The sequence below is a fragment of the Micrococcus sp. M4NT genome, assembly GCF_033790745.1.
Lineage (GTDB): Bacteria > Actinomycetota > Actinomycetes > Actinomycetales > Micrococcaceae > Micrococcus.
Genome location: NZ_JAMYEH010000014.1, coordinates 13,498 through 33,845, shown reverse-complemented (window position 1 = coordinate 33,845; position 20,348 = coordinate 13,498). Strand labels below are relative to the sequence as shown.

Below are 20,348 nucleotides of genomic sequence, written 5' to 3'. Positions count from 1 at the left end.
GGAGATATCCTGCGGTGACATCCGCCGCCCAGCGCGGCGCGCCGTCGACCCCCAGGAGACCCCGTGCCGCCCGCTGCGTCCCCCGACCGCCACCGCCTCGCCCGTGCCCGGCGGGCAGCGGCGACGGCCGCCCTGGCCGCCACGGTGGCGCTGGTGTCCGGATGCTCCGCGCCGGCCGCGCCCGAGGCCCCGCAGCCGCCCGAGGCGGCGGGGCCCGAGACCACCGCGCCGGTGGCCCCCACGCCTCCTGCCGGGCCGGGGACGCCCGTCGAGAGCTCCTCCTCACCGCGCTCCGCCACGCCGGCCCGGACGACGAGCACCACGGACGCCACCGACGGCGCCTCCGCCGCGCCCACGCCCCGGCCGCGCGCGGACGGCGTGCTGCGGATCGCGCTGCCCGGCGACCGGCCCGGCCTGAGCACGGGCGAGAGGGACGACACCCCGGACGGGTTCGACGCCGACGCCGCCCGCGCCACGGCCATGTTCCTCGGCTACGAGGAGCGTCAGGTCCAGTGGGTCTGGCTCGGGACCCGCTCCCCCGCCGACGCCCTCTCCGCCGGCATCGTCGACCTGGCGGTCGGCGGGGTGCCCCTGACGCCGGCCGCGGACGAGCCCATGGACGTGGCCGGTCCGTACCTGTCCGCCCGCCTGGGCATGCTCGTGCCGGCGGACTCGTCCGTCGCGGAGCCTGCAGACCTGGAGGGCGGCACGGTCTGCGTGGAGTCCGGCTCCCCCACCGCGGCCGCCCTCCGCGCCGAGGTCCCCGGCGAGGTGGAGCTGCTCGTGCAGGGCGGCGCCGCCGAGTGCCTCCCGGCGCTGCGCACGGGGCGGGTGGATGCGATCGCCGGCGACGAGCCTCTGCTGGGCGCGCTGAGCCGGGCGGACGAGGCGCCGGAGGCGCGCCTGCTGGACGCCGACCTCGGGACCGCCCAGTACGGCGTCGGCCTGCCGGAGGACTCCACGCTGTGCGACGACGTCACAGCGGCCCTCGCCTCGCACCGCGCCGACGGCGGCTGGGCCCGGTCCGCCGAGGCTCTCGAGCGCGCCAGCGGGGTGCCGCTGTCTCCACAGCTGCGGCTCGCCGCCCTCCCGGATCCCGACCGCTGCGACCGCTCCCCCGCGCAGGGCGCCCAGTGAGCTGACGGGCGGGGACCGAGGCCGTCAGCCCGCCAGGAGCGTGATGCACCGCACGGCGTCCTGTGACATGGGCTATATTCCCTGCATGACCCACCACACTCCGGACACCGCCCACGGCGCCCATGCCGTCGGCACGGTGGCCTTCGGCGCACCGTCCGAGGCGCTCATCCGCCTCGAACACGTCAACAAGCACTTCGGTGAGTTCCAGGCCCTCAAGGACATCGACCTCGCCATTCCGCGCGGTCAGGTGGCGATCGTCCTGGGCCCCTCGGGCTCCGGAAAGTCCACCCTCTGCCGCACCATCAACCGCCTCGAGACCATCGACGACGACGGCGGCCGCATCCTCATCGGCGGCCAGCCGCTGCCCACCGAGGGCAAGGGGCTGGCCCGTCTGCGGGCCGAGGTCGGCATGGTGTTCCAGTCCTTCAACCTCTTCGCCCACAAGTCGATCATCGAGAACGTGACCCTCGGGCCGATCCGGGTCAAGGGCAAGAAGAAGGCCGAGGCGGAACGGCATGCGATGGAGCTCCTGGAGCGCGTGGGCGTGGCCCCTCAGGCCAAGAAGATGCCCGCCCAGCTCTCTGGCGGCCAGCAGCAGCGCGTGGCCATCGCCCGCGCCCTGGCGATGGAGCCGCAGGCCCTGCTGTTCGACGAGCCCACCTCGGCCCTGGACCCGGAGATGGTGCAGGAGGTCCTGGACGTCATGGTCCAGCTCGCCCAGGAGGGCATGACCATGGTGGTCGTGACCCATGAGATGGGCTTCGCCCGAAAGGCCGGCGACCGCGTCATCTTCATGGCCGACGGCGCCGTCCTCGAGGACACCGACCCCGAGTCCTTCTTCACGGCTCCGCAGCACGAGCGGGCGAAGGACTTCCTCGGCAAGATCCTCACCCACTGACGCCCCGCGGTCCCGGCACGCCGCCTGGCCCTCCCCGTCCTCTCCCACCCGCACCTGATCCCAGGAGACACCATGATCACCAAGAAGCTCGCCTCCATCACCGCCGTCGCCGCGGCCGCCGCCCTCTCCCTGACCGCCTGCTCCCCGTCTGCGTCGAGCGACTCCGGCGCCTCCGCGTCCGGCTCCGCCTCGGGCAGCGCCTCCGCGGGGTCCTCCGACTCGCTGCGCATCGGCATCAAGTTCGACCAGCCGGGCCTCGGCTTCCGTGAGGGTTCGAACGCCCCCACGGGCTTCGACACGGATGTGGCCCGCTACGTGGCCCAGAAGCTGGGCGTGGACGAGGACAAGATCGAGTGGGTGCAGACCCCCTCCGCCAACCGCGAGAACGCTCTGGAGAACGGCGAGGTGGACATGATCCTCGCCACCTACTCGATCACCGACGCCCGCAAGGAGCGCGTCGACTTCGCGGGGCCGTACTTCGTGGCCGGCCAGGACCTGCTGGTCCGCGCCGACGAGACCGGCATCACCGGCCCGGACGACCTCGACGGCAAGAACCTCTGCTCCGTCACCGGCTCCACCTCCGCCCAGAAGATCAAGGACACGTTCGCCTCCGGGGTGAACCTCGTGGAGCAGGGCGGCTACGCCGAGTGCGTGACCTACCTCGAGTCCGGCCAGGTGGACGCCGTCACGACGGACGACATCATCCTCGCCGGCCTCGCCGCCACGGACGCGAACAAGGGCAAGTTCAAGGTGGTGGGCAATCCGTTCACCACCGAGCGCTACGGCGTCGGCATCGCGAAGGACTCCGACCGCTGCGAGGAGATCAACACCGCCGTCAAGGAGATGAAGGACTCCGGCGAGTGGGAGAAGTCGCTCACGAAGAACACCGAGGGCACCGGCTACGAGTACGACAAGGAGCTGAACTCGGGCAAGGACGCCGAGCTCGAGCCCTGCGCCTGATCACCCCCTGACCCGACCGCCTCGGCGGCACCGCCCACCCGGGCGTGTGCGGCCGGGGCGGTCAGGCCACGGCCCCCTCCACCCCCGGAAGAGACGGCATCGGAAGACCCATGGAACCACTGTCCACTCTCATGGAGCAGTACGGCTCGGCCGTGCCGCTCGCGTTCTGGATGAACATCCGGCTGGCCGTCCTGGCCACGCTGGCCTCGTTCGTCTTGGGCGTCGTCCTCGCCCTGTGCCGCATCTCCCCCGTCCCCTCCCTGCGAGCGCTCGGCGCCGGCTATGTCCACATCGTGCGCAACACCCCGTTGACCATCATCATGCTGCTGGGAGTCCTGGCGGTGTGGGGCCAGCTGAAGGTCACCTTCGCGAGCGACTTCACCCTGAACTTCTTCATCTATGCGGTGATCGCGCTCTCCCTGTACCACGCGGCCTTCATGTGCGAGGCCATCCGCTCCGGCGTGAACACGGTCCCACTCGGGCAGGCGGAGGCGGCCCGGGCGATCGGCCTGGGCTTCCTTCCAGCGGCGCGTCACGTCATCCTCCCCCAGGCCCTGCGCGGGGCCATCACCCCGATCGGCAACACCGTGATCGCCCTGACGAAGAACACCACCGTCGCCGCGGCCGCCTCGGTCGCCGAGGCCTCCGGGCTCATGAAGACGATGATCGAGTTCCGCCCGGACATGATGGTGGCCATCTTCCTGACCTTCGCGATCGGCTTCTGCCTGATCGTCATCCCGATCGGCCTGCTCACCACGTGGGCCTCTGACAAGTGGGCGGTGAGCCGATGAGCGCCCAGGCCTCCATCCTCTTCGACGCCCCGGGCCCCGTGGCCCGGCGGCGCATCCTGGTCCTCAACCTCGTGGCGCTGGCGGCCGTGGTGGCGGTGGCCGCGCTGGTCCTCGTCCGCATGGCCGAGCGCGGGCAGCTGGAACCCCGCCGCTGGAGCGCGGCACTCGACGCGAACGCGTGGTCCAACTACTACGTGCCCGGACTGCAGTTCACCCTGCAGGTGGCCGCGATCGCGGTGGTCACCTCGGTGGCCTTCGGCCTCGTGTTCGGCTTCCTCCGACTGGCGCCCTTCGCGCCGGTCCGGGCGGCGGCCGCCGTGGTGGTCGAGTTCTTCCGCGCCGTGCCGGTGCTCCTGATGATGGTGTTCTTCTACCAGGCCTTCGCCCTCGCAGCGCGCAGCGGCGTGCTCTCCGCCCAGGACGGCCCCTACTACGCCGTCATCCTCGGGCTCACCCTGTACAACGGCTCCGTGATCGCCGAGCTGGTGCGCTCCGGCGTCAAGTCCCTGCCCAAGGGCCAGCGCGAGGCGGCGGCGGCGATCGGCATGACGCCCAACCAGTCCCTGCGCCTCGTGGAGGTCCCCCAGGCCCTCGTCGCCATGCTGCCCTCGCTCCTCAGCCAGTTCGTGGTGATCCTCAAGGACTCCGCGCTCGGCTACCTGATCGGCTTCTTCGAGCTGCTCCAGTACGCCCGGCAGCTCGGCTCGGGCCAGGGGAACATCCTGCAGTCACTGGTGGTGGCCGCGCTCATCTTCATCGCGATCAACGTCCTGCTCACCTGGGTGGCGTCCCGTCTCTCCGGCCTGCTGTCCTCGCGCACCGCGGGCCGGACCAACCCCGCCGCGGGGTCCTCGGCCGTCGCCATCCCGGTGCACGCGAAGCACTGATCCGACCTGCGACGGCCGGCCTCATCTCCGCCCCGCGCGGGCAGGGAGGCCGGCCGTCGTCGTCGGGGAGGGGGCCGCCGCGGTCAGCCCGCCAGCCACCCCGAGAGCGCGTCCAGGCAGGCGTGCACGGCGGCGCGGTCCACGTGCTCGTCGTCGGTGTGGGCCAGCAGGGCGTCGCCGGGGCCGAAGTTCACGGCGGGCACGCCGAGGGCGGAGAAGCGGGCCACATCGGTCCAGCCGTACTTGGGCTTGGGCTCCCCGCCCACGGCGGCCACGAACGCGGCCGCCGCGGGCCGGTCCAGGCCGGGCCGGGCGGCGGCGGAGGCGTCCATGACCTCCACCTGCGCCGTCCAGTCCACCCCGGCACGCTCGAACACCTGACGCACGTGGGCGTGCGCCTCCTCGAGGGTCTTGTCCGGGGCGAAGCGGTAGTTGACGTCCACGTGCGCCGCGTCCGGGATGACGTTGCCGGCCACGCCGCCGGCGATCCGGATGGCGTTGAGGCCCTCCCGGTAGTCCAGGCCCTCCACGGTCACCGTGGCGGGGTCGTACGCGGCGAGGGCGCCCAGCAGGGGGCCGGCCTTGTGGATCGCGTTCTCCCCGCGCCAGGCTCGGCCGGAGTGGGCGGCCACCCCGGCGTAGGAGACGCGGTAGCGGCACGTGCCGTTGCAGCCTCCCTCCACGACGCCGTCGGTGGGCTCCAGCAGGACCGCGAAGTCTCCCTCGAGCAGCTCGGGGGCCTCGCGGACCACGCGGCCGAGGCCGGAGAGATGCGAGGCGAGCTCCTCGTTGTCGTAGAACACCCAGGTCACGTCGTGCACGGGGGCCTGTGCGCCCGGCGCGTCCGTGGCGCCGCCGAAGCGGCCGGCGAGGGCGAGCTGCACCGCCACCCCGGACTTCATGTCCACCGCACCGCGGCCGTAGAGCGTGTCCCCGTCCCACGCGCTCGGCACGGTGCCGCGCGAACCCGGGACGGTCGGCAACGGCACCGTGTCCAGGTGTCCGGCGAGGATCACGCGGGTGTCCCGGCCCAGCTCGGTGCGGGCGACGACGGTGTCGCCGAGGCGGCGCACGTCGAGGCCTCCGAGCCCGCGCAGGGCGGTCTCCACCGCGTCGGCGAGCGGCCGCTCCTCCCCCGAGACCGAGCGGATGTCCAGCAGGGTGGCGGTCAGCTCCGCGACGTCCAGGTCGGCGGCGGTGAGGTCCGGGAGTGCGGGGGCGGCGTCGAGGGCTGTCATGGCGTCCAGTCTACGGACGCGGTCGGCCCCCGCCCCGGGTCCGGCGGGGCCCGATCGGTAGGCTGGGCCCATGACCGAGACCGCCGCACACCCGTCCCCCGCCTCGACCGCCCCCTCCGGCTCCGCCCGCCTCGTGGCCGGCCATGGCCTGGCCACCCGTGCCGCTGACGGCACGGTGCTGGACGTGTGGTTCCCCGCGCCCGTCGCCGGGCCGCTCGCGTCGGCGGACGCCTCCGTCGGCGGCATGCTGGACGGCCTCGCCACGGACGACGCCGACCGCGGCACCACGCAGTCCGTCGTCGCCCTCGAGGTCGACCTGGACGCCGCCCCCGCCTCCCCCGAGGACGCGTGGCTGCGCCTGCATGCGCTCTCCCACCGCCTCGTCCGCCCGAACGAGCTCAACCTCGACGGCGTGTTCGGCCTGCTGGCCAACGTCGTGTGGACCAACCACGGCCCGTGCGCCGTGGACGGCTTCGAGCTGACCCGCGCGAAGCTGCGCGCCCGCGGCTCCGTCACCGTGCACGGCGTGGACAAGTTCCCCCGCATGACGGACTACGTCGTGCCCAGCGGCGTGCGCATCGGCGACGCCGACCGCGTCCGCCTCGGCGCGCACCTCGCCGAGGGCACCACCGTCATGCACGAGGGCTTCGTGAACTTCAACGCCGGCACGCTGGGCCACTCCATGGTCGAGGGCCGCATCTCGGCCGGCGTCGTGGTGGGCGACGGATCCGACCTCGGCGGTGGCGTCTCCATCATGGGCACCCTCTCCGGCGGCGGCACCCAGAGGATCGTGATCGGCGAGCACGTGCTGCTCGGCGCGAACTCGGGCGTCGGCATCTCGATCGGCGACGACTGCGTGGTGGAGGCCGGTCTCTACGTCACGGCCGGCACGCGCGTCACGGTGCTCCGCGAGGGCGAGGAGCCCGCCGTCGTGAAGGCCGTGGACCTCTCCGGCGTCCCGAACCTGCTCTTCCGCCGCCACTCGGGCACGGGCGCCGTCGAGGCCCTGCCGCGCGCCGGGCGCACGGTGGAGCTGAACGCCGCGCTGCACGCGAACGGCTGACCATGAGCGCCCCCGCCGCTCCGCGCCGCCGGCCGTCCCTGGCGCGGCGCGCCCTTGTCACGGCCACGGGCGTGCTCGTGCTCGGCGGCCTCGGGGCGGGCGCGTGGTGGGCCTCGGAGGCCGGCCACGGCCCGCTGCTCGGCCCGGAGGTGTGCCTCGTCATCACCGACGACGGCGCGCACCACCGCCTCTCCCCGGACCGCGCCGCCGTCGCGGGCGTGATCGCCGCGACCGCGCAGGAGCGCGGGATGCCGCCGCGCGCGGCCACGATCGGGATCGCCACCGGCATCCAGGAGTCGGGCCTGCGGGCCCTCGACCACGGGGACCGGGCCGGCCCCGACTCGCGCGGCGTGTTCCAGCAGCGCCCCTCGCAGGGCTGGGGCACGCAGGAGGAGGTCATGGACCCGGTGTACGCGGCGAACGCGTTCTTCGCCGCGCTGGAGGACATCGCCCCGGACTATCAGGACATGGCCGTCACCGAGGCCGCCCAGGCGGTGCAGCGCTCGGCCTACCCGGACGCCTACGCGGACCACGAGGTCGAGGCCCGCGCCTGGGCCGCCGCGCTCACGGGCGAGTGGACCGAGAAGCTGCGCTGCCGCCTCGACACGCCGGGCGAGGCGGACCCGGAGGGCTTCCTCGCCGCCGCGGCGCGCCAGCACCCCTCCGTCGCATGGAGCCGCCCACCCGAGGACTCGCCGAGCGGCAGGACCGTGGCGGTCGCGGGCGGCACGGGCGGCCTGGACGATGCCGAGGCCCGCTCCCTCGCCGCCTGGTCCGTGGTCAACGCGGACGCCCACGGGGTGCGCACCGTGGAGACCGGGGACCTCGTGTGGGAGCGGTCGGGCGGCGGCGGGTTCGTCAGCCGCGCCGAGGCCGGGATCGATCAGACTCCGGTGGAGGGCGTGCGCGTCACCTTCTGAGCGGCGCGGGTTCGCGCCGACGACGACGCCGGCCCGCCGCCTCCGCGAGGAGGACGACGGGCCGGCGGACCCCCGAGCGGGGCGTGCGGTTCAGCGCTGCGGGTACTGGCGCAGCGGCTCGCCCACGTAGATCTGGCGGGGACGGCCGATCTTGGTGGCCGGATCCTCCATGAGCTCGCGCCACTGGGCGATCCACCCGGGCAGGCGGCCCAGGGCGAAGAGGACGGTGAACATCTTCTCCGGGAAGCCCATGGCCTTGTAGATCACGCCCGTGTAGAAGTCGACGTTCGGGTAGAGCTTGCGCTCCACGAAGTAGTCGTCGGCCAGGGCCTTCTCCTCGAGGCGCTGCGCGATCTCGAGGAGCTCGTCGTTGCCGCCGAGCTTGGCGAGGATGTCCTCGGCGGTCTTCTTGATGATCTTCGCGCGCGGGTCGTAGTTCTTGTACACGCGGTGGCCGAAGCCCATCAGGCGGACGCCGTCCTCCTTGTTCTTCACCTTCTCCATGAAGTCCTCGGGCTTCGTGCCCTCGGCCTGGATCTTGCGGAGCATGTTCAGCACGGCCTCGTTGGCGCCGCCGTGCAGCGGGCCGTACAGCGCGTTGACGCCCGCCGAGACGGAGGCGAAGAGGTTCGCCTCGGTGGAGCCGACGAGGCGCACCGTGGAGGTGGAGGCGTTCTGCTCGTGGTCCGCGTGCAGCATGAGGAGCAGGTCGAGCGCCTTGACCATGTCCGGGTCGATCTCGTACTCCTCGGCGGGCACGCCGAAGCACAGGCGGAGGAAGTTCTCCACGTAGTTCAGGTTGTTGTGCGGGTACATGAAGGGCTGGCCAAGCGACTTCTTGAACGCGTAGGAGGCCAGCACCGGCAGCTTGCCCAGCAGGCGGATGGTGGAGATGTGCACCTGGTCCGGGTCATGCGGGTCCAGGGAGTCGCCGTAGAACGTGGAGAGGGCGGACACGGAGGAGGACAGCACCGGCATCGGGTGCGCGTCGCGCGGGAAGCCGTTGAAGAACATCTTCAGGTCCTCGTGCACCATGTTGTGGCGGAGGATGTTGGTCTCCCAGTCGGCGAGCGCCTCCTTGGTCTCCGGCAGCTCGCCGTAGATCAGGAGGTAGGCGACCTCCATGAAGGAGGAGTTCGCCGCGAGGTCCTCGATCGCGTAGCCGCGGTAGCGCAGGATGCCCTGGTCGCCGTCGATGTAGGTCACGGCGGACTTGGCGTTCGCGGTGTTCATGAAGCCGGGGTCGTAGGTCACGTCGCCGGTCTCCTTGAGGAGCGGGGCGATCTTGATGCCGTCGTTGCCGGCCGTGGCGCGCTCGATGCCGAGCTCCAGGCTCTTCTCGCCGACATTCAGCCGGACGGACTCGTTCTCAGTCACGGGAAACTCCCTCGTCGTGGTTCATGGATGGCCCCGCGCAGCACGCGAGGATGGGGCACACCGCACGTGGGGACGTCTGCGGCCCACGCTACCAACTCCCGTGCCCGGCGGGGCACGGGGGCGGCGCGGCGGCGACGGTGTCAGTCCCGCGCGGCTGCGCGCTCGGTGAGCCGGCGGGCGGCGCGGGCGACGGCGTCGTCCGAGGCCGTGAGCGCGACGCGCACGTAGCCGTGGCCGGCCGGGCCGTAGAAGACGCCGGGCCCGGCGACGATGCCGAGGTCGGCCAGCTCCCCCAGCAGGTCCCACGAGTCCTGTTCCGTGGCGGCGGACGGGTCGGTGTCTGCGCGGCGCGTCCACAGGTAGAGGCCCGCCTCGGAGTGGTCCACGGCGCAGCCGGCCGCCTCCAGCGCGGGCTTGAGGAGCGCGCGGCGGCGCCGGTAGCGGTCCTTCTGCTCGGCCACGTGCGCGTCGTCGGCCAGGGCCGCGGCCATCGCGTGCTGCACGGGCGCGGGCACGATCATGCCCGCGTGCTTGCGCGTGTTCACCAGGGCGACCACGAGCGCGGGATCGCCCGCGGCGAACGCCGCGCGGTACCCGGCCAAGTTGGACTGCTTGGAGAGCGAGTACACGCTGAGCAGGCCCGTGAGGTCCCCGCCGGAGACCTCGGGGGCCAGGATGCACGGCACCCGCGTGTCCTCCCATGCATCCCACCCGAGCTCGGCGTAGCACTCGTCGCCGCACACCACGGCGCCGAGGGCGCGGCCCTGGTCCACGATCCGCTTCAGCGCGTCCGCGGCGAGGACGGCGCCCGTCGGGTTGGCCGGCGAGTTGGTCCACACGAGGCGCACACGGGCGCGCACGTCCGGGTCCAGCTCCTCCAGGTCGTCCGCCGCCACGGCCTGCGCTCCGGCGATCTGCGCACCGATCGCGTACGTGGGGTAGGCGGTGCGCGGGTGCACCACGACGTCGTCCGCACCGAGGCCCAGCAGCGTCGGCAGCCACGCGATGAACTCCTTGGAGCCCACGGAGGGGATGACGGCGGCCGGGTCCAGCCCGGGGACGCCGCGGCGACGGGCGAACCAGTCCACCACGGCCCCGCGCAGCGCGGCGGTCCCGTGCGTGGTGGGGTACCCGTGGGCGTCGGCGGCCTCGGTGAGGGCGCGCCGGATCAGCTCCGGCGTGGGGTCCACGGGCGTGCCGATGGACAGGTCCACCGTGCCGTCAGGATGCGCGGCCGCGCGCTCACGGTAGGGGGCGAGCGTGTCCCACGGGTAGTCCGGGAGGGTGAGCATGGGCGCTCAGGCGTCCGCGTTCTGCGGCGGCAGGGCGGCGATGATCGGGTGGTCCTTGGCGATCTTGCCCAGCTTGGCCGCGCCGCCCGGGGAGCCGAGGTCATCGAAGAACTCGACGTTGGCCTTGTAGTACTCGGCCCACTCCTCGGGGGTGTCGTCCTCGTAGTAGATGGCCTCCACGGGGCACACCGGCTCGCACGCGCCGCAGTCGACGCACTCGTCCGGGTGGATGTAGAGGGAGCGCTCGCCCTCGTAGATGCAGTCCACGGGGCACTCGTCGATGCACGCCTTGTCCTTGACGTCCACGCACGGCAATGCGATCACATAGGTCATGACTGACCGTCCACCTCTCGTCGGTGATGGGGGTTCGGGGCTTCCGCCCAGGGTACTCTCTCGGTCCGACGCGGGCCCCTGCGCCCGCCTCGGGCGGCGAGGGCCGGCAGCACCACGCCGAGCACGGGCAGGCCCGCGATCCAGGCCACCGAGGCCAGTGCGGCGCCCGGCATCGCCGCGAACACGTCCGGCGTCCACGGCAGGCCCAGGCGGTCCGTCGCCGGCAGGCGGCAGAGCGCGAGCGCGGCGGTGAACGCGCCCACTGCGACGGCGGCGCCGGCCGGGAGGGCCCGCCCGCCGGCGTCGGCGGTGCGGCGCATCCACCACCACTGGGCGGACCCCGCCAGCACCAGCGCCAGGGCGGCGCCCCACGGCAGGGTCCAGGCGCCCGCGAGCGGGGCCACGTTCAGGTGGGTGGCGGTGCCGAGGGCGCCGACTCCCAGGCCGAGCAGCACCCCGCCGACGACGGACGCCGCCGGCGGGGTGGGACGCTCGGCGGACGCGTCAGGCACGGGCGCGCTGGCGGGCGGCCTTGTTGCGCTCGTTGGCGTCCAGGATCACCTTGCGGATGCGGATCGACTCCGGGGTGATCTCCACGCACTCGTCCTCGCGGGCGAACTCGAGGGACTCCTCAAGGGTGAGGATGTGCGGCGGGGTGAGGCCCTCGAAGTTGTCGGCCGAGGCCGATCGCATGTTCGTGAGCTTCTTCTCCTTGGTGATGTTGACGTCCATGTCGTCCGCGCGCGAGTTCTCGCCGACGATCATGCCCTCGTACACCTCGGAGCCCGGGTTGATGAAGAACGTGCCGCGCTCCTGCAGGTTGATCATGGCGAACGGCGTGGCGGTGCCCGCGCGGTCGGCCATGAGCGAGCCGTTGGTGCGGTACTCGATCTCCCCGGCCCACGGCTCGTAGCCGGCGGCCTCGGAGGAGGCGATGCCGGCGCCGCGGGTCTCCGTGAGGAAGCGCGTGCGGAAGCCGATCAGGCCGCGGGCGGGCACGAGGAACTCCATGCGGATCCAGCCGGTGCCGTGGTTGGACATCTCCTGCATGCGGCCCTTGCGGGCGGCCATGAGCTGCGTGACGCCGCCCATGAACTCGTCCGGGATGTCGATGGTCATGCGCTCCATGGGCTCGTGGACCTTGCCGTCCACGGTCTTGGTGACCACCTGGGGCTTGCCGACGGTGAGCTCGAAGCCCTCGCGGCGCATCTGCTCCACGAGGATGGCCAGGGCGAGCTCGCCGCGGCCCTGGACCTCCCACGCGTCGGGGCGCTCGGTGGGGAGCACCTTGAGGGACACGTTGCCGATGAGCTCCTTGTCCAGGCGGTCCTTCACCTGGCGCGCGGTGACCTTGGCGCCCTTGACGCGGCCGGCCAACGGGGACGTGTTGATGCCCACGGTCATGGAGATGGCCGGATCGTCCACCGTGATGAGCGGCAGGGGCTTGGGGTTCTCGGCGTCGGTGAGCGTCTCGCCGATCATGATGTCCTCGATGCCGGCCACGGCGACGATCTCGCCCGGGCCGGCGGACTCCGCGGGGACCCGCTCGAGGCCGCGGGTGGCGAGGAGCTCGGTGATCTTGACGTTCTTCAGCTGGCCGTCCTGGCGGGCCCAGGCCACGGTCTGCCCCTTCTTGAGGGTGCCGTTGAAGATGCGCAGCAGCGCGAGGCGGCCCAGGAACGGGGAGGCGTCCAGGTTGGTCACGTGGGCCTGCAGGACCTCGCCCTCCGTGAAGATGGGGGCGGGGATGTTGGACATGATCACCTTGAACAGCGGCTCGAGGTCCTCGGCGTCCGGCAGGGCGCCGTCCTCGGGCTGGTTCACGGAGGCGCGGCCGGCCTTGCCGGAGGCGAACACGACGGGCACGTCCAGCACGGCGTCCAGGTCCAGGTCCGGGTCCTCCTCGGCGAGGTCCGAGGCCAGGCCGAGCAGCAGGTCCATGGAGTCGGAGACGACGCCGTCGATGCGGGCGTCCGGGCGGTCGGTCTTGTTGACCACGAGCACCACGGGCAGCTTGGCCGCGAGGGCCTTGCGCAGCACGAAGCGGGTCTGGGGCAGCGGGCCCTCGGACGCGTCCACGAGCAGGACGACGCCGTCCACCATGGACAGGCCGCGCTCCACCTCGCCGCCGAAGTCGGCGTGGCCGGGGGTGTCGATCACGTTGATGGTGACGGTCTCGCCCTCGGGGGCCGAGGGGCCGGAGTAGAACACCGTGGTGTTCTTGGCGAGGATGGTGATGCCCTTCTCACGCTCGAGGTCGCCGGAGTCCATGACGCGCTCGGCCACGTCGCCGTGCGCGGCGAAGGATCCGGTCTGGCGGAGCATGGCGTCCACGAGGGTGGTCTTGCCGTGGTCCACGTGGGCCACGATGGCCACGTTGCGCAGATCGGAGCGGCGGGTTTCGGTCGAGGTCATGGGGGTCCTGTCCGGTTCGGCAGTCAAAGAGGCGGGGCGCATGACGACGGCGGCCCCGGTGCGATCATACGCGCCGGGGCCGCCGTCGTCGGGCCGGGGGACGGACGGGGCGACCGTCCGGTCCGTCAGTACACGCCCTCGCCGAGGGAGGCGAGGAACTCGCGGCGCTGCTGACGCCGCTCGGCCTGCTGGTCCGGGTCCGGCACGGGGGCCGCGGCCAGGAGCCGGCGGGTGTACTCCTCGCGCGGGTGGTGCAGCACCTCCTCCACGGGACCCTGCTCCACCTGCTTGCCGTCCTTGAGCACGAGCACCTTGTGCGCCAGCATGTCCACCACCGCCAGGTCGTGGGACACGAAGAGGCACGCGAACTCGTAGCGGTGCTGCAGCTCGGCGAACATGTCGAGCACGGCGGCCTGGACGGAGACGTCCAGCGCCGACGTGGGCTCGTCCGCGATCAGCACCTCGGGATCCAGGGTCAGCGCACGCGCGATGGAGATGCGCTGGCGCTGGCCGCCGGAGAGCTCGTGCGGGAAGCGGTTCACCACGCTGCGCGGCAGCTTCACCGCGTCCAGGAGCTCCTCGGCGCGGGCCAGGCGCGAGCGCCGGTCCCCCACGCCGTGGACCACCATGGGCTCGGTGATGATGTCGCCGATCGGGAAGCGCGGGTCCAGCGAGGCCGCCGGGTCCTGGAATACGACGCCGATCCGGCGACGCAGGGCCTTCTGCTGCGCCTTCGGGATCGTCGCGAGGTCCTCGCCCTGGATGCGCAGGGCACCCGAGGCGATCGGGAGGAGCCCGAGCACGGACTTCGCGATCGTGGACTTGCCCGAGCCGGACTCTCCCACGAGGCCCAGGATCTCCCCGGGCGCCACCGTGAAGCTGACGTCGTGCACCACGCGGTTCCTCTTGCCCCGGTGGTCGTACTCGAGGTTGAGGTTCTCCGCCTCGATCGCGTACCGGGCCCGCGTCTGCGTGGAGGTGACGGGCTCCGGCTCGGCCACCTGGTAGGCGGCGCCCAGCCGGGGCACGGCCGAGAGCAGCTTCTGCGTGTAGGGGTGCTGCGGGTGCTGGAGCACCTGGTGCACGGAGCCCTGCTCCACGAGCTCGCCGTGGAGCATCACGCACACGCGGTCCGCCATGTCCGCGACCACGCCCATGTTGTGCGTGATCAGCAGGATGCCGGTGTTCATCTTGCTCTTCAGCGAGCGCAGCAGCTCCAGGATCTCCGCCTGGACGGTCACGTCGAGGGCCGTGGTGGGCTCGTCGGCGATGATCATCTTCGGCGAGCAGCTGATGGCCATCGCGATCACGATGCGCTGGCGCTGGCCGCCGGAGAACTGATGCGGGTACTGCTTGAGACGGTTCTCCGGGTCCGGGATGCCCACCATGGTGAGCAGCTCGATCGCGCGCTTGTCCGCCTCCGTGCCGAAGGCGATGCCGTGCAGCTCGAGGGCCTCCGTGAGCTGGTCGCCCACCGTGAGCACGGGGTTCAGGGCGGTCATGGGCTCCTGGAAGACCATGGCCACGTCCTTGCCGCGCACCGAGCGCAGCCGTCCCGGGGACATCGTGAGGATCTCCTGGCCGGCCAGGCGCACCGAGCCGGTGATGTCCGCGTTCGAGGGCAGCAGGCCCATCGCGGTGGAGCTGGTCACGGACTTGCCCGAGCCGGACTCGCCCACGAGCGCCACGACCTCGCCGGGCTTGACGTCGAACGTCACGCCCTTCACGGCGTGGACCGGGCCGAACTCGGTGCTGAACTGCACGTCCACGTCCTTGAACGCGAGCACGGGCTCGCCGGCGCGGTCGTCGTGGCGGGTGACCACACCGATCGCGCTCGTGGTCGGCCCCGCGACGACGCCCTCGCTCGCGGGCTCGACGACGGTGCGCTCGCCGACCACGGGGGCGGCCGGGCGGACGTCTGCCGCATCCGCGGACGCGGTGCCCGAGGAGCCGGGCACCGCGGCACCCACGGCGTCGAGGTCGACGGCGGAGGAGCCGTGCGTCCCGGCGGCGTCGACGCCGTGCGGTCCCACCTCGGGGAAGTCCGCCGCGGTGACGGGGCCGTCGGTCGGGGCCGGCTGCGTCAGGGCGGTCTCGGTGGCCGGGGCCACGTCCTTCTTCTTCTTGCCGAACATGAAACGGCCTTTCTTGTCGTTCGCGCTCGAGCTCACAGTGCGCCGCCTCCGTCACGGCCGCGACGGGCGTCGGCCTCGGTCGGCGCGACGTCCTCGGCGGCATCGACGTCCTCGGCGGCGCGGGCCGTCGGGGCGGTCTGCAGGCCGCCGGCGGTGACGGCGCCGGCCTCGGTCACGGCGGCGCGTCGGCCGAAGAGGCCGCGCTTGGGGCGCCCGGCGCCGGCCTGGCGCGGGTCGAAGGCGTCGCGGAGGCCGTCGCCGAGGAAGTTCACGGAGAGGGCGACGGCGAGGATGATCATGCCCGGCCACCAGAACAGCCACGGACGCGTGGTGAAGGAGTTCTGGTACTGGCTGATGAGCAGGCCCAGGGAGGTGTCGGGGGGCTGTACGCCGAAGCCGAGGAAGGACAGCGAGGTCTCCAGCAGCACAGCGCCGGCGATCGCGAAGGTGGCGTTCACGACGATCACGCCGATTGTGTTGGGAAGCAGGTGCTTGAGGATGATGCGGCCCGAGGAGGCGCCCATCGCGGTGGCCGCAGCCACGTACTCCTTCTCCCGGAGGGAGAGCACCTCACCGCGCACAAGGCGGGCCAGCGATGTCCAGGACACGAGCCCGAGCACCACCGCGAGGGGGAAGATGCCCATCTTCAGCCCGGCCGCCATCTGGCCGAGCACGGCCGCGAGGACGAGCAGCGGGATGACGATGATCAGGTCGGTCAGGCGCATCAGCACCGAGTCGACCCAGCCGCCGAAGTAGGCGGAGACGGCGCCGATGAGCGCGCCGATCACCGTGGACAGCAGGCCCACGATGATCGCGATGATCATCGACTGCTGGGTGCCGCGCATCACGAGGGCGAAGTAGTCCTTGCCCGTCGACTCCTGACCGAAGGGGTGTTCGCCCCATCGGATGCCCTCGCCGCCCAGGAACTGAGGGACGAGCGACATGGTGGGGCGCCCCTCGTTCACGATCGGGGCGGCGTCGGTGTAGGACTTGTCCCACCAGCCGGGCAGGCCGCCGTAGCCGATGGAGGTGAAGGCCATGATCGCCACGAACGCGAGCACCACGAGGGAGATCATCGCGGCCTTGTGACGGAAGAAGCGCTTCCGGACCAGCGCGCCCTGCGAGAAGGACTTGCCGGAGGTCTGCCGCAGCTTGGCGTCCTCGGCCTCGGCCAGGTCGAAGATCTGCTGCGCCTCGGTCTTCGAGACCGGCGTGGAGGTGTTGTCAGTCGTCATGGGGCTCTCACACTCGGATTCGGGGGTCGAGGACGGCGTAGAGCACGTCCGCCACGAGGTTCATCAGCACGGCGGCGGTGCCGGTGACGAGGAAGAAGGCCATGACGGGCATGGGGTCCACCTCGCGCAGGCCGGTGGCGAAGAGCTCACCCATGCCCTTCCAGCCGAACACCTGCTCCGTGATCACCGCGCCGCCGATCAGGCCCGCGAAGTCGAAGGCCATGATGGTGGTGATGGGGATGAGGGAGTTGCGGAACGCGTGCTTCAGGATCACCTGGCGCTCGCCCAGGCCCTTGGCCCGGGCCGTGCGGATGTAGTCCTGGCGCGAGACCTCGAGCATGGAGGAGCGCGTGTACCGCGAGTACGTGGCCACTGAGATGATGGTCAGCAGGATGGTCGGCAGGACGAGCTGCGCGCCGCGGTCCAGGAAGAGCACCCAGAAGTGGCCCTCCATGTTGGGGGTGCCCGAGCCGATCACGGAGATCGGGCGGGGCTTCATGCGCAGGAGCGTCGGCCAGTAGTTCATCAGGTGCTCGGCCACGATGGCCACGCCCATCAGGAGCGCCGTCACGATGGAGACGGCGACGGCGGAGCCCTTGGAGAAGCCGCCGAGGAGGCGTCCCACGAGGACGGCCACCAGGATCGTGAGCACCCCGAGGCCCGCGAGCAGCAGCCCGGAGGGGTTGGTCATCAGCAGGCCGTAGGTGGCGTAGTAGCCGACCATGCCCAGGGCCACGGTGACGAGCGCCGCCTTGAGCACCGAGCGGTTGCGCAGGCCGGCGACCACGATGGTGGCGCCGACGGCGACGGCCAGGCCGATGAGCAGCTGGACGATCGGGCCCATCCGCGGGTTGCGCCAGAAGTCCATCGCGAACAGCAGCCAGCCGACCAGGACCACGAAGGCCGCGGTGGTGGCGAAGGTGAAGAGCCGGCGCTTGGCGTCGCCGGCCATGACCGCCTGCAGCATCAGGCCGGCGATCAGCGCGGCCAGGAGCAGGGCCGGCCAGCTGAGCGTCGGGTCCGCGATCCAGTCGTTGAACCGGATGCCCAGGTATTCCTTCAGGATCACCGCGGCCCAGAAGACGGGCAGGGAGAAGAAGAGGAAGATCAGGAACGTCACCGCGTAGTCGAGGCCCGAGTACTGGCGGATGGCGGTGATGATGCCCACCGCGACGCCGATGATGATGGCGAGCACGGTGGCCAGCACGACGAGTCGCAGGGTGGAGGCGGCGGCCAGGCTGAGCAGCTCGCCGACCGGCTGGCCGGAGCGGTTCGTGCCGAGGTCGCAGCTGCCCGTGACGCAGCCGCCCACGCCCTTCAGCCAGTCCCAGTAGCGGACGTACCACGGCTGGTCGAGGTTCATGAAGGCGGTGCGGGTGGCGATCAGGTTCTCGCGGTTGTTGCTCTGCGACTCCCGCAGGTCCGAGAGGGGGTCACCGGAGTGGACCGTGAGGAAGAAGAGGAGGATCGAGGCGCCGAACAGCACGAGGATCGAGCTGCCGAGGCGCTTGAGGATGAATTTCAGCACAACAGGGGGTGGCCTTCCGTGCGCGTGCGGAGGATGAGGAGGTGCGGCGGAGCCGCGGTTCACGGAGAGAGCCCGGCCGGGTCACGGCCGGGCTCTCACCGGGGTCTGCGGCGCGTGCCCCTCACTGGAGGGCATCACGCGTGCAGGGCGTCAGCCACGCGTCACTGGACGCGCTTCCACTGCTCCACGTTCCACAGCGCGCCCGACTGGGCGGCGGTGTCGCGGACGTTGGCGACGTTCGCGTTGTGGCCCACGATACCGGGGTGCGCGTACAGCGGGATGGCCTGGAAGTCCTCCCACAGCAGCTTCTCGATCTTCTTGACCTGCTCGAACTGCTCGGCCTCGTCCAGGGAGGAGGCGAGCTTGTCCCACGCGGCGTCGACCTCGGGGTTCGAGTAGTTCATCTGGTTCTGGGCGCCGGTGGTCTTGTAGATGTTGGCACCGGAGGCCTTCTGGCCGGAGCCGGACCACGCGAAGAGCGCGGCGTCGAAGTCGCCCGCGGGGAGGACCTCCTTGAAGAACACGGTGCTGTTCGTGTCCTGGATGTCGAAGCCGGCCTGGTCGCACGAGGACTTGATGAGCGCGACGGTCTCGGTGCGGCGCGGGTTGCCGGCCTGGTATCCGAGGCGGACGGTCGGCTTGTCCACGCCCGACTTCTCGACGAGCTCCTTCGCCTTCTCGATGTTCGGCTGGTCCAGCTCGGTGTTGTAGGACTCGGCGATGACCTCGTCGTACGTGTCCTGGAAGGGGAACACCTCGCGGGCGTTCATGACCTTGGCCTCGGGGTAGATGGGCTTGATCAGCTTGTCCACGATGTCCTGGCGCGGCACGCAGAGGGCGAACGCCTCGCGCAGCTCCGGGCTGTCCGCGAACACGGAGCCCTTGCCGCGGTTGTAGTCGATGTGCTCCCAGGTCAGCTGGTCGCCGGTCTGGATGTTGACCTGGTCGCCGAGGCCCTTGAGCTGTTCCAGGGTGTCCACGGTGGCCTGCGGCTCGATGACGTCGAGGTCGCCGTTCTGCAGAGACTGCACGTGGGTCTTCGGGTCGGCGAAGCGGAGCACGAGCTCCTTCGTGGCGGCGGGGGTGCCCCAGTACTCCGGGTTGGCCTCGAGCGTGATGCTCTGGCCGGCCTGCCAGCCGTTCTCCTTGAACTTGTAGGGGCCCATGGAGGGGGTCAGCGCCGGGTCCGGGAGCTCGCCGGGGTTGAAGTCCCACTTCTCGTTCCAGAACTTGGCGGCCGGCGCGAGGGCCTCGGCGTCCTTGGCCTTGGCGGCGTCGACGAGCTCGGTGAGCTCCATGCCCGACTGCTCGGCGATCACGTGGGCCGGCAGGGCGGTGCTGATGAGGATCTCCCAGTCCGCGTAGGGCTCGGCGTAGGTGACGGTGAACTCCTTGCTGTCCGCCTCGCCCTCCGGGGCCTCCGGGATGTAGGTGCCGGGGTCACCCGTGATGGAGTCGAACAGCGGGGGCAGGTTGCCCTCCTCGTCCTTCTCGCCGTTCGGATCGGTGATGGTGGGATTGTCCGCGGCCCACTGCACGATGAAGTCGGCGGCGGTGACAGGAGTGCCGTCGGACCACTTCGCGTCCTCGTTGATCGTGTACTTGACCTTGAGCGGGTCGTCCGAGACCTTCTCGTACTTGCCGAAGTCCTCGTTGCGGATGATGGAGCCGTCCGTGCCGAAGTAGTAGAAGCTGGAGAACATGCGGTCGACCACGGCGGAGTTGTACGTGGTGTACGTGTTGGACTGCACGCCGTTGTAGGAGAGGAAGTCGTCCGCGCCCACGGAGTAGGCGATCGAGCCGTCCTCGGTCTTGACGTCGCCGAGGTCGGCCATGGAGGGGCCGTCGGCCTTGGCGGTGAGCTTCTGACCCTTGTCGCCCGTCAGGACCTCGCCGGAGCCGGACGCGGAGGCGTCGCCGGAGCCGGCGGCCTTGGAGCCGTCGCCCGAGGCGGCCGGCCCGGCCGGGGCGCACGCGGAGAGCATCAGGGCGGAGCCGGCGGCGAGGGCCGCGGCGGCGGAGAGCTTGGTGTACTTCATGGAAGGGGCTTCCAATCATCAGAAGGTGCAATGGGCGCCTCCCCCTTCGTGCGCCGCAAGGGGCTTCCAGGGTTCGAGACGGCCTCCGGACCGGCCCTAG

The 20,348-nt window shown here is 71.5% G+C and carries 17 protein-coding genes; 7 read left to right on the top strand and 10 right to left on the bottom strand.

The features are described from left to right. The first annotated feature begins 63 nt into the window (after positions 1 to 63). The 5 genes from NJC10_RS10515 to NJC10_RS10495 all read left to right on the top strand — a co-directional run bounded on the left by NJC10_RS10515 (position 64) and on the right by NJC10_RS10495 (position 4,673). Positions 64 to 1,137, top strand: a complete 1,074-nt coding sequence (locus NJC10_RS10515) for a transporter substrate-binding domain-containing protein (RefSeq protein ID WP_319076463.1) — start codon at positions 64 to 66, stop codon at positions 1,135 to 1,137. Positions 1,138 to 1,222: 85 nt separating this feature from the next. Beyond that, the gene (locus NJC10_RS10510; protein WP_319076461.1) at positions 1,223 to 2,035 is read left to right on the top strand and encodes an amino acid ABC transporter ATP-binding protein; all 813 of its coding nucleotides are present in this window, start codon (positions 1,223 to 1,225) and stop codon (positions 2,033 to 2,035) included. Positions 2,036 to 2,107: 72 nt separating this feature from the next. Continuing rightward, a complete protein-coding gene (locus NJC10_RS10505) occupies positions 2,108 to 2,995 on the top strand; it encodes a glutamate ABC transporter substrate-binding protein (RefSeq protein ID WP_319076459.1) in 888 nt (295 codons plus the stop codon). A gap of 110 nt (positions 2,996 to 3,105) precedes the next feature. Then, positions 3,106 to 3,786, top strand: a complete 681-nt coding sequence (locus tag NJC10_RS10500) for an amino acid ABC transporter permease (RefSeq protein ID WP_298712011.1) — start codon at positions 3,106 to 3,108, stop codon at positions 3,784 to 3,786. Then, a complete protein-coding gene (locus NJC10_RS10495) occupies positions 3,783 to 4,673 on the top strand; it encodes an amino acid ABC transporter permease (protein ID WP_248117582.1) in 891 nt (296 codons plus the stop codon). The genes NJC10_RS10500 and NJC10_RS10495 overlap by 4 nt, the downstream gene beginning before the upstream one ends. A gap of 83 nt (positions 4,674 to 4,756) precedes the next feature. Here NJC10_RS10495 and dapE read toward each other — a convergent pair whose 3' ends face one another. Then, positions 4,757 to 5,911, bottom strand: a complete 1,155-nt coding sequence (gene dapE / locus NJC10_RS10490; protein ID WP_319076455.1) for a succinyl-diaminopimelate desuccinylase — start codon at positions 5,909 to 5,911, stop codon at positions 4,757 to 4,759. Positions 5,912 to 5,981: 70 nt separating this feature from the next. Here dapE and dapD point away from each other — a divergent pair, with 70 nt between their 5' ends. After that, the gene (dapD, locus tag NJC10_RS10485; RefSeq protein ID WP_319076453.1) at positions 5,982 to 6,974 is read left to right on the top strand and encodes a 2,3,4,5-tetrahydropyridine-2,6-dicarboxylate N-succinyltransferase; all 993 of its coding nucleotides are present in this window, start codon (positions 5,982 to 5,984) and stop codon (positions 6,972 to 6,974) included. Between the two features lie 2 nt (positions 6,975 to 6,976). After that, a complete protein-coding gene (locus NJC10_RS10480; RefSeq protein WP_319076452.1) occupies positions 6,977 to 7,894 on the top strand; it encodes a hypothetical protein in 918 nt (305 codons plus the stop codon). 90 nt (positions 7,895 to 7,984) lie between these two features. Here NJC10_RS10480 and NJC10_RS10475 read toward each other — a convergent pair whose 3' ends face one another. The 9 genes from NJC10_RS10475 to NJC10_RS10435 all read right to left on the bottom strand — a co-directional run bounded on the left by NJC10_RS10475 (position 7,985) and on the right by NJC10_RS10435 (position 20,248). After that, on the bottom strand, positions 7,985 to 9,271 hold the full coding sequence (locus NJC10_RS10475; RefSeq protein WP_413466432.1) for a citrate synthase: 1,287 nt from the start codon (positions 9,269 to 9,271) through the stop codon (positions 7,985 to 7,987). A gap of 140 nt (positions 9,272 to 9,411) precedes the next feature. Then, a complete protein-coding gene (gene dapC, locus NJC10_RS10470) occupies positions 9,412 to 10,563 on the bottom strand; it encodes a succinyldiaminopimelate transaminase (protein WP_319076450.1) in 1,152 nt (383 codons plus the stop codon). Between the two features lie 6 nt (positions 10,564 to 10,569). Next, a complete protein-coding gene (gene fdxA / locus NJC10_RS10465; protein ID WP_248117572.1) occupies positions 10,570 to 10,896 on the bottom strand; it encodes a ferredoxin in 327 nt (108 codons plus the stop codon). Next, complete coding sequence (locus NJC10_RS10460) at positions 10,893 to 11,408, bottom strand: hypothetical protein (protein ID WP_319076449.1); 516 nt, start codon at positions 11,406 to 11,408, stop codon at positions 10,893 to 10,895. The genes fdxA and NJC10_RS10460 overlap by 4 nt, the downstream gene beginning before the upstream one ends. Next, a complete protein-coding gene (typA, locus tag NJC10_RS10455) occupies positions 11,401 to 13,311 on the bottom strand; it encodes a translational GTPase TypA (protein WP_319076447.1) in 1,911 nt (636 codons plus the stop codon). Before typA ends, NJC10_RS10460 begins: the two co-directional genes overlap by 8 nt. Positions 13,312 to 13,436: 125 nt before the next feature. After that, a complete protein-coding gene (locus NJC10_RS10450; RefSeq protein WP_413466434.1) occupies positions 13,437 to 15,446 on the bottom strand; it encodes an ABC transporter ATP-binding protein in 2,010 nt (669 codons plus the stop codon). Positions 15,447 to 15,478: 32 nt separating this feature from the next. Further along, on the bottom strand, positions 15,479 to 16,681 hold the full coding sequence (locus NJC10_RS10445; protein WP_319076444.1) for an ABC transporter permease: 1,203 nt from the start codon (positions 16,679 to 16,681) through the stop codon (positions 15,479 to 15,481). Positions 16,682 to 16,688: 7 nt separating this feature from the next. Then, positions 16,689 to 18,209, bottom strand: coding sequence for an ABC transporter permease (locus NJC10_RS10440; RefSeq protein WP_298987544.1), 1,521 nt, complete (start codon positions 18,207 to 18,209; stop codon positions 16,689 to 16,691). A gap of 161 nt (positions 18,210 to 18,370) precedes the next feature. Continuing rightward, on the bottom strand, positions 18,371 to 20,248 hold the full coding sequence (locus NJC10_RS10435; protein WP_319076442.1) for an ABC transporter family substrate-binding protein: 1,878 nt from the start codon (positions 20,246 to 20,248) through the stop codon (positions 18,371 to 18,373). Positions 20,249 to 20,348: the final 100 nt, after the last annotated feature.

Coding starts and splice junctions, on each gene's coding strand:
- NJC10_RS10510 (WP_319076461.1), top strand. CDS start 1,223: ATGACCCACCACACTCCGGACACCGCCCACGGCGCCCATGCCGTCGGC.
- NJC10_RS10505 (WP_319076459.1), top strand. CDS start 2,108: ATGATCACCAAGAAGCTCGCCTCCATCACCGCCGTCGCCGCGGCCGCC.
- NJC10_RS10500 (WP_298712011.1), top strand. CDS start 3,106: ATGGAACCACTGTCCACTCTCATGGAGCAGTACGGCTCGGCCGTGCCG.
- NJC10_RS10495 (WP_248117582.1), top strand. CDS start 3,783: ATGAGCGCCCAGGCCTCCATCCTCTTCGACGCCCCGGGCCCCGTGGCC.
- dapE (WP_319076455.1), bottom strand. CDS start 5,911: ATGACAGCCCTCGACGCCGCCCCCGCACTCCCGGACCTCACCGCCGCC.
- dapD (WP_319076453.1), top strand. CDS start 5,982: ATGACCGAGACCGCCGCACACCCGTCCCCCGCCTCGACCGCCCCCTCC.
- NJC10_RS10480 (WP_319076452.1), top strand. CDS start 6,977: ATGAGCGCCCCCGCCGCTCCGCGCCGCCGGCCGTCCCTGGCGCGGCGC.
- dapC (WP_319076450.1), bottom strand. CDS start 10,563: ATGCTCACCCTCCCGGACTACCCGTGGGACACGCTCGCCCCCTACCGT.
- fdxA (WP_248117572.1), bottom strand. CDS start 10,896: ATGACCTATGTGATCGCATTGCCGTGCGTGGACGTCAAGGACAAGGCG.
- typA (WP_319076447.1), bottom strand. CDS start 13,311: ATGACCTCGACCGAAACCCGCCGCTCCGATCTGCGCAACGTGGCCATC.
- NJC10_RS10450 (WP_413466434.1), bottom strand. CDS start 15,446: ATGTTCGGCAAGAAGAAGAAGGACGTGGCCCCGGCCACCGAGACCGCC.
- NJC10_RS10445 (WP_319076444.1), bottom strand. CDS start 16,681: ATGACGACTGACAACACCTCCACGCCGGTCTCGAAGACCGAGGCGCAG.
- NJC10_RS10435 (WP_319076442.1), bottom strand. CDS start 20,248: ATGAAGTACACCAAGCTCTCCGCCGCCGCGGCCCTCGCCGCCGGCTCC.